This window comes from Algoriphagus marinus (assembly GCF_001936475.1).
GTDB classification, from domain to species: domain Bacteria; phylum Bacteroidota; class Bacteroidia; order Cytophagales; family Cyclobacteriaceae; genus Algoriphagus; species Algoriphagus marinus.
On the sequence record NZ_MSPQ01000021.1, the window covers coordinates 38,048 to 46,559 of the forward strand.

Annotated in this window: 5 protein-coding genes; 4 read left to right on the forward strand and 1 reads right to left on the reverse strand. The window is 38.6% G+C overall.

Annotated features, from left to right (window positions below; translation table 11 throughout):
• Positions 1 to 462, forward strand: coding sequence for a thioredoxin family protein (locus tag BVC88_RS20770; protein ID WP_075352666.1), 462 nt, complete (start codon positions 1 to 3; stop codon positions 460 to 462).
• On the forward strand, positions 459 to 1,841 hold the full coding sequence (mnmE, locus tag BVC88_RS20775; RefSeq protein ID WP_075352662.1) for a tRNA uridine-5-carboxymethylaminomethyl(34) synthesis GTPase MnmE: 1,383 nt from the start codon (positions 459 to 461) through the stop codon (positions 1,839 to 1,841). Before BVC88_RS20770 ends, mnmE begins: the two co-directional genes overlap by 4 nt.
• 10 nt (positions 1,842 to 1,851) lie before the next feature.
• On the opposite strand, the gene BVC88_RS20780 is transcribed toward mnmE, so the two are convergent.
• A complete protein-coding gene (locus tag BVC88_RS20780; protein ID WP_075352663.1) occupies positions 1,852 to 2,616 on the reverse strand; it encodes an SDR family NAD(P)-dependent oxidoreductase in 765 nt (254 codons plus the stop codon).
• A gap of 262 nt (positions 2,617 to 2,878) precedes the next feature.
• Between BVC88_RS20780 and BVC88_RS21505 the strand changes: the two genes are divergently transcribed.
• Both BVC88_RS21505 and BVC88_RS20805 read left to right on the forward strand, forming a co-directional pair.
• Positions 2,879 to 7,390 (forward strand): DUF7149 domain-containing protein, encoded by a 4,512-nt coding sequence (locus BVC88_RS21505; RefSeq protein WP_245803698.1) that lies wholly within the window; start codon positions 2,879 to 2,881, stop codon positions 7,388 to 7,390.
• Complete coding sequence (locus BVC88_RS20805; RefSeq protein WP_075352664.1) at positions 7,387 to 8,481, forward strand: hypothetical protein; 1,095 nt, start codon at positions 7,387 to 7,389, stop codon at positions 8,479 to 8,481. The genes BVC88_RS21505 and BVC88_RS20805 overlap by 4 nt, the downstream gene beginning before the upstream one ends.
• Positions 8,482 to 8,512: the final 31 nt, after the last annotated feature.

Below are 8,512 nucleotides of genomic sequence, written 5' to 3' on the forward strand. Positions count from 1 at the left end.
ATGGAAAAAATAAGAATATTCTTCTTTTTATTAGCCCTTGGCTTCTTGAGCCAAAATGTAAATGGGCAAGATCAAATTGAATGGATGAAATTCGAAAAAGCTGTGGAAGCAAACGAATTTCAAAAAAAGATGCTTTTTGTGGACGTGTACACCGATTGGTGCGGCTGGTGCAAAAAGATGGATAAGGACACTTTTACAGATCCTAAGGTCATCGAATACATCAATGCAAACTTTTACGCCGTGAAATTGAATGCCGAAGACACCAAACGCACTTTTAATTTTATGGGAAAAGAATACAATGAAGCCCAAATGGCAGCTGCGATGCGGGTTCGCTCCTATCCCAACTTTGTGATCATTGATCCTACTTTACAGAATATCACCCAAATGCCTGGCTATAGAGAGCCTGTTCCTTTTTTGGAAACCTTAACAGGGGTCGTTGCTAATGCATTTCCAAAGAAATGAGTTTTACCCTTTCTGATCAAAAAGACACCATTATTGCACTGGCAACCCCACAGGGAGTTGGTGCAATTGCAGTTATTCGACTTTCCGGACCCGAGGCTATTCGTCTAACCAACGAAGTGTTCTTTGGAAAAAACCTGGAAAAACAAGAATCTCATACCATTCATTTTGGCACCATCCGAGATGGAGAAAAAATCATCGATGAGGTGTTGGTATCCCTGTTTATTGCACCAAAGTCATTTACCAAGGAAAATGTAGTGGAAATCTCCACGCACGGTTCTTCTTATATCATCAACCAAGTACTTAAGCTATTTGTCCGTAAAGGTGCGCGTCCTGCCAAACCAGGAGAATTCACACAGCGCGCCTTCCTAAATGGACAATTTGATTTGGCTCAGGCTGAGGCTGTTGCAGATTTGATTCATGCAGATTCGGAGACCAGCCATCAAGCAGCATTGAATCAAATGCGTGGAGGATTCAGTTCTGAAATTCAGCAGCTTCGCTCCCGATTGATCCATTTTGCTTCTATGATTGAGTTGGAACTGGATTTTGGCGAGGAAGATGTGGAGTTTGCCAGTCGGGATGAATTACGGGCGCTTGTGGAGCGACTGCTTCGAGTAGTGGAAGAATTGATTTTGAGTTTTGATCTGGGAAATGTTATCAAAAACGGCGTTCCAACAGTTATTGCTGGAAAACCGAATGCAGGGAAATCCACCTTGCTCAATGCCCTGCTCAACGAAGAGAAAGCGATTGTCTCGGAAATTGCAGGAACTACCCGTGATTTTATCGAGGATGAAATCAGCATAGGTGGCGTGATCTTTCGCTTTATCGATACAGCCGGACTTCGGGAGACCACAGATACTATCGAAGCGATTGGAGTAAGTCGAACACAGGAGAAAATGAAGACTGCTTCCTTGATTTTATACCTCTTTGATTTGAGTGATACAGACTTGGTAGAAGTCAATCGGGAGATCAATAAACTCGAGAATCAAGGTGTCCCTTTTCTTAAAGTAGCCAATAAGACTGATAAAGCTAAAGCCAATATTAGTAGTGAGTTAAAGGAACAGCATCCGGATACGATTTTTATTTCCGCAGGAAAAAAAGAAAACCTCGAAGAGCTAAAAATTCGAATTTTAGAATTGGTAAATCTGGACAAATTCAGAACCGGAAATACCATTGTTACCAATGTGCGGCATTACGATTCCCTGGTCAAAACCCGGGCTTCCCTCCTAGATATTCTCAGTGGTTTGGATAATCAAATCAGCAATGATTTTGTAGCGATGGATATCCGTCGCTCACTACATTTCCTCGGGGAGATCACCGGAGAAATCACCACGGACGATCTCCTCGAGAATATTTTTAGGAATTTCTGTATCGGGAAGTAATCCCTCGAACCTAAGCTGTAAATCCTCCATCAACCACATTGATTGATCCAGTCACAAACCTACTTCGGTCTGATGCCAAGAAGAGAGCCATTTCTGCGATGTCTTCATTAGCTGCATAGCGACCAAGAGGAATCATTTTGGTAAAACTTTCTTTTACCGCTTCACCAGCTCCCGGTGCAAAACCTTCTTCCAAAGAACGCATCATCCGATTATCAACCGGAGAGGGATGGATAGAATTTACCCTAATTTTATCAGGCGCACCTTCCAAAGCTCCCGTTCTCATCAATCCTATCGTAGCATGTTTGCTGGCTATATAGGCTGAAACTTGAGCAGTTCCCCGAAGTCCCGCCACCGAAGAAGTGATAATTACTGAACCTCCGCCTCCTTGTTTGAGAGCAGCAAATCCATATTTCATCCCCAACCAAACTCCTTTGACATTGACGCCCATTACATGATCAAATTCTTCCTCAGGATATTCTGACATCGGCTTGACCACACCCTCTACCCCTGCATTGAGGAAGATCACATCGATTTTCCCAAAGTTTTTGAGTGCCTCATCTGTGTATCGCTTCACGTCAGCAGCTTTGGACACGTCAGCCTGAATGAAAAGGACATTTTTTCCTTCAAGTTCCTTTTTAGCCTCATCTAGGTTCTTCTGACTGAAGTCCACCAAAGCAATTCCCTTTGCACCTTCTTTCAGAAAAAGTTTAGCAGTGGCAAGTCCGATTCCGCCTGCTCCACCAGTAATGATTGCAATTTTATCTTTCAGTTCCATGGTATACTGTTTTTGGTTTAATAAATCCAATTTAACCAATTGAAAAAGAATAAGTCATGACATGAATCATGTCTTCAGATTATGTTTATACTAGTCTCGGATGGTTTAGTCTGTCTTGAGCTGTGAAAGGACTGCATGTATTCTACCGAATTTCAAATTCAAGCCAATTGTCGCTAAAACTTTAAAAAGAAATTCTGAACTCTTGCTGGCTTAGTTAAAAAAAATTATCTTGGTTTCAGTTTTTTAAGCAAGACAATTTCGAATGGCATTTACAATTCTTAAGCCCAAACAAGCACTCAATAAAGCATTCCTCAAAGTAAAGCCCAACCGTACAGAAATAGAGGGGTTTAAGTCAAACCTGATCCAACTAATTGATCATAGCAATGAGATAGAATCTGAGGAATTTCATAAAAATCTGGTTATCGATTTTCTTAAAAAGACCTACTACGATCCCAATCATTACATTAATACCAAAGGTCGAAATGACTTAGTAATCCATAATGGAGACAAGGCAAAGTCCACCGTTGGGGTAATAATAGAAGCTAAAAAGCCCACTAATAAGTCGGAAATGCCGAAGGCATTCGCGAACACAGATAAAAGCAATACGCCCAGTGAGCAAATGCTCAGTGCATCAAATATCAATTATAAAGCATTTCAGGAATTGGTTTTGTACTACCTGCGCGAGCGAATTACTCACAAGAACCTTGAGGTAAAACACTTGATAGTAACAAACATCAACGAGTGGTTTATCTTCGATGCACAGGTTTTTGACAGGAATTTTGCACAGAACAAAGGGTTGGTCAAGCAATTCGAAGACTTTGAAGCGGGTAGATTATCCGAGGTTAAAACGGATTTTTTCTATAAACACATTGCCGAACCAGAAATTGAGAAAGTCAAAGCACAGATTGACTTCACCTATTTTGACATCCGAAGCTATGAAAAGCCGCTTCGTAACGCCGATAAAAAGGATGATTCGAAACTAATCGCGCTCTATAAACTCCTTTCTCCTGAGCATTTATTGAAGCTTCCTTTTGCCAATGATAGCAATAGTCTGGACAAACGATTTTATAGTGAATTGCTTCATATCATTGGGCTTACGGAAACAAAGGAAGGCGGAAAAAAACTAATCGGAAGAAGCAAAGCTGGAGAGCGCAATTCTGGAAGTATCCTAGAAGATGCAATAATTCAACTGGATTCTTTGGACAAGCTTGGTCAACTCGAAAAGCCAAGTCAATATGGCAATACAACTCAGGAACGTCTATTTAATGTAGGACTGGAACTCAGCATCACTTGGATCAACCGAGTGCTTTTCTTAAAACTGCTGGAAGCGCAATTAATCACCTATCATAAGGGGGACAAATCATATGCGTTTTTAAACAAGAAAAACATTCATGATTGGGATGATCTGAACTCCCTATTTTTCCAAGTTCTGGCAAAGAAGACTGAGGATAGAAATGAAGATGTCAAGGCACTTTTTGCGAAAGTCCCCTACCTGAATTCCTCGCTTTTTGAGCCTACGCCGATGGAGCAAAAGACGATCATGATCAATTTCCTGAAAAATGAAAAGACCATTCCAGTCATTTCATCTACGGTATTGAAAAATGAGCAAGGAAAAAAACTCACTGGATCACTCACTACGCTTGAATACCTTTTTAAATTTTTGGATGCTTACGACTTTGCCAGTGAAGGCTCAGAGGAAATCCAAGAAGACAATAAAACCCTGATCAACGCTTCTGTACTCGGTTTGATCTTCGAAAAAATCAACGGGTACAAGGACGGATCATTCTTTACTCCGGGATTTATTACCATGTACATGTGCCGGGAGACGATTCGAAGGGCTGTGCTGCAAAAGTTTAGGGAAGCTTTAAATAACCTCAGCCAAAATCCTGCTCGTTCTGCAAAGAATACAAACCTCACCCCTAACCCCTCTCCTTCGAGGAGAGGGGAATTGCCAAGATCCGATTCTCACACCTCCCTCTCCTTTGGGAGAGGGATTGAGGGAGAGGGAAATATTAAAAAAATTGATCCAGTTCTGCTTCAGCATGCACGGGAAATGAGAAAAAATCCTACCCAAGCAGAAGACTTTTTTTGGCAATTGGTTAGAAACAGGAAATTACTTGGTTATAAATTCAGAAGGCAACATCCAGTTGACCAGAAATTCGTTCTCGACTTCTTTTGTAACGAACTGATGCTGGGAATAGAATTGGACGGTGGATATCACGAGGACATTGGACAAAAAGAATATGATGAAGGAAGATCCTATGAACTAAATGAGTTAGGGATTACAATCCTTCGATTTTCAAACGAAGAAGCAATTTGGGAAACCGAAAAAATCTTTGAAGCAGTAAAACACCATTCGGAGAAGATCCACTCCTCCCTCTCCTCTGGGAGAGGGATCGAGGGTGAGGGTTTTATCAAGAGAGGGACCGAGGGTGAGGGTATTATCATCAGAGGGATCGAGGGTGAGGGTCAAAAAACCAGAGAAATAAATTCGCTCTCCGACGTCTATGATATCATCGGCCCAAACGAACTCTTCTCGTATGCAGAGGCTAACTCAATTGTCAACTCCATCAAAATCTGTGATCCTGCCGTTGGTTCTGGGCATTTCTTGGTTTCTGCGCTCAATGAAATCATTGCGGTAAAGAATGATCTCAAAATCCTCCAAGACCGAACAGGAAAACGACTCAAGGAATATCATGTAGAAGTAGTCAATGATGAGCTGATCGTTACGGATGAAGATGGTGACCTATTTGAATATAATCCTAGCAATAAAGAATCCCAACGCATTCAGGAAACACTATTTCATGAGAAGCAGACCATTATAGAAAACTGTCTTTTTGGGGTAGATATCAACCCTAATTCTGTCAAAATATGTAGACTTCGACTGTGGATAGAATTGCTGAAGAGTGCGTATTACAAAACCCTCACCCCCGCCTCTCCCAAGGGAGAGGAGCCATCCTCCCTCTCCTTCGGGAGAGGGATTGAGGGTGAGGGATTTGTGAGGGAATTGGAAACTCTCCCCAATATCGATATCAATATCAAATGTGGGAATTCTCTAGTTTCCCGTTTTGCACTGGATGAAGATCTAAGTCAGGCATTAAAGAAAAGTAAATTCTCCATCGATGCCTATCGCTTGGCTGTGGATCGCTATCGTAATGCCGAAAGCAAGGAAGAAAAGCGGGAAATGGAAAGTTTGATCAACACCATCAAGTCTGACTTCCGTTCAGAGATAGCTAAGAATGATCCCAAAATCAAAAAGAAAGCAGCGCTTGGAGGCGAACTCTACAACCTCACCATGCAAACGGGACTCTTCGAAGAAACCCCAAAGGATAAAAAAATCAGACTGGTACGAGTAGAAAAGGTCACCGCTGAACTGAATAAACTGGACTCTGAAATCGAAGAAATCAAAGCAAACCAAATTTTTGAAAATGCTTTTGAATGGCGATTTGAATTCCCTGAAGTGCTGAATGATGCTGGTGAATTTGTTGGTTTTGATGTTGTGATTGGGAATCCACCTTATATCAGGCAGGAGGAGTTTTCGGCATTGAAACCATACTTGCAAGATCGATTTACAACTTACGCAGGTACAGCAGATCTCTATGTCTATTTTGTAGAGCTGAGCATGACCTTGCTTAAAAACTCAGGCAATTTTGTCTTTATCATTCCTAATAAATGGATGAGAGCCGGCTATGGGAAAGCACTCCGGAATTATGTCAAAACCTTCGAAATACATGAATTGCTGGACTTTGGGGATTTGCAAGTTTTTGAAGAAGCCACTACCTATCCGCTTATAATAGGAATAAGCAAAAACATTCCGAATGAGAAGTTCACCGCTGTCAATCTAGATACTCTGGATTTCCCTCTTGGAATGAATAATTATTTAGATGATAATCGTATCGAGGTCCTAACAGTAGGACTTTCAGCCGATGGCTGGACACTGACCGACAGTAAATCACAACAACTACTTCTTAAGCTAAAATCTCAAGGTGTTCCTCTTTCTGAGTATGTGGAAGGGAAAATCTATCGAGGTGTTCTTACTGGGTTAAATGAAGCCTTTGTAATCGACCAAGAAACGAAAGACAGGCTGATCGCCGAAGATCCAAGAAGTGCAGAAGTGATCAAGCCATTTTTGGCAGGAAGAGACATCAAACGCTATCAGCAACCAAAGAGTGATAAGTTTCTGATTTTTACTCGAAGAGGAATAGCTATAGAAAATTACTCAACAATACTTTCCTATTTGGAAGGTTTTAGAGAAGGACTTGAGCCAAAACCTAAAGACTTTAAAGGAAGTAATTGGAAAGGCAGAAAGCCTGGAACCTATAAATGGTATGAAATCCAAGATGCGGTGGATTATTATGAAGAGTTTGAGAAGGCAAAAATCTTATGGCCAGGAATAAGTAGTGAAATTACAAGCTTTGGATTTGATCAAGAGAATTTCTATGGCAATGATAATAATCAAATGATCATTACAAATGACCTTTATTTATTAGGCTTTTTAAATTCTTCTGTATCAAAATTCATTTTAAAGAACACCTGTGATTTTGTAAGAGGAGGATTTGCAAGGCTTAAAATTTCATATGTAAGCCAAACACCAATTTACAAAGCAACAACTGAACAGAAAGAAATAATCTCAGAAATATCAATGAAGATTATTGGAAGTAAAAAAGACTATTCAGATACTATAGCTCTCGAAAACCAGATCGATCAGTTGATTTATGAGATGTATGGATTGAGTGAGGAGGAGATTGGGATAGTGGAAGGGAGGAATCAATGAAATCGAAAAAAAATATAAAAATTAACAGAGATAAAAAGAAGAACAAAAGAATTCTTAAATTCAAGGTAAAAAAGAAAATAAGAAATAAAATAAATAATAGTATTTCTGAAGTAGATAAATTTAGAAACTATTATATAAAGAAGCAAAAACAAAAGTTATTTACTGATTTAAGATCTAATATTGATTATACAAATGTATTTGCACCAAAAGTGTTAAGCCTAATAAATAACCCAAATCAAGTAATCGAATTTATAAACAAACTTAAAAGATCTTATAATGAAAGAGAAAAAGTGTTTGTTGATCTTTCGAGTGTTATAGAAATTGGACATGATGCCATAGTTATTTTGTTGTCCATAATGATTAAATTTAAAGCAAATAAAATAAAGTTTAACGGGAATTTCCCAAAATCAAAAAATGCAAGGAATATTCTCTTTGAATCAAAATTTTTTGATCATTTAAATGAAAATATTTCATCTAGTAAAGATTATAACATTGGGGATAGTAAGTCAATACATACACATGGAAACTTAATTGTCGATAGTGAATTAGCAGGAACAATATTGCTAGGAGCCTCAAATACAATATTAAACAAATATTCACATCCTAAAGGAGCATATAGAGTTTTACAAGAAATTATGCATAACACTGTTAGTCATGCGAAGGGACTTAAAGAAATAGAGGCTAAACATTGGTGGCTTTCTGTTGATCATGATAAAATAAATAAAATTGTAAAATTTTCATTTATTGATTTTGGTGTAGGAGTTTTCCGAAGTTTAATTGATACTCCAAACAATTCAAAATGGTCGAAAGGGGTTGAATATTTCAAAAAATTAGTAAATTTGGATCAGAATGAAATATTTTTTCAAGAAATAATAGAAGGTAAAATCCATGCAAGTGTAACAGGTCATCATTATCGTGGAAAAGGAATTCCTGGTGTAAATCAGACATTTAAGAGAAATCAAATTAATAATTTATATATAATCACAAATAATGTAATGTATATAGGAAAAAATAATTCATTTATAAAATTATCAACATGGTTTGAAGGTACATTTTATTATTTTGAACTTAATGAAGATTGTTATGAATAATAAAAATAAAATAGAATTAAATATTGCAAAA

Excerpts from the sequence above, each read along its gene's own strand:
- BVC88_RS20770 (WP_075352666.1), top strand. The coding sequence starts at position 1 with ATGGAAAAAATAAGAATATTCTTCTTTTTATTAGCCCTTGGCTTCTTG.
- mnmE (WP_075352662.1), top strand. The coding sequence starts at position 459 with ATGAGTTTTACCCTTTCTGATCAAAAAGACACCATTATTGCACTGGCA.
- BVC88_RS20780 (WP_075352663.1), bottom strand. The coding sequence starts at position 2,616 with ATGGAACTGAAAGATAAAATTGCAATCATTACTGGTGGAGCAGGCGGA.
- BVC88_RS21505 (WP_245803698.1), top strand. The coding sequence starts at position 2,879 with ATGGCATTTACAATTCTTAAGCCCAAACAAGCACTCAATAAAGCATTC.
- BVC88_RS20805 (WP_075352664.1), top strand. The coding sequence starts at position 7,387 with ATGAAATCGAAAAAAAATATAAAAATTAACAGAGATAAAAAGAAGAAC.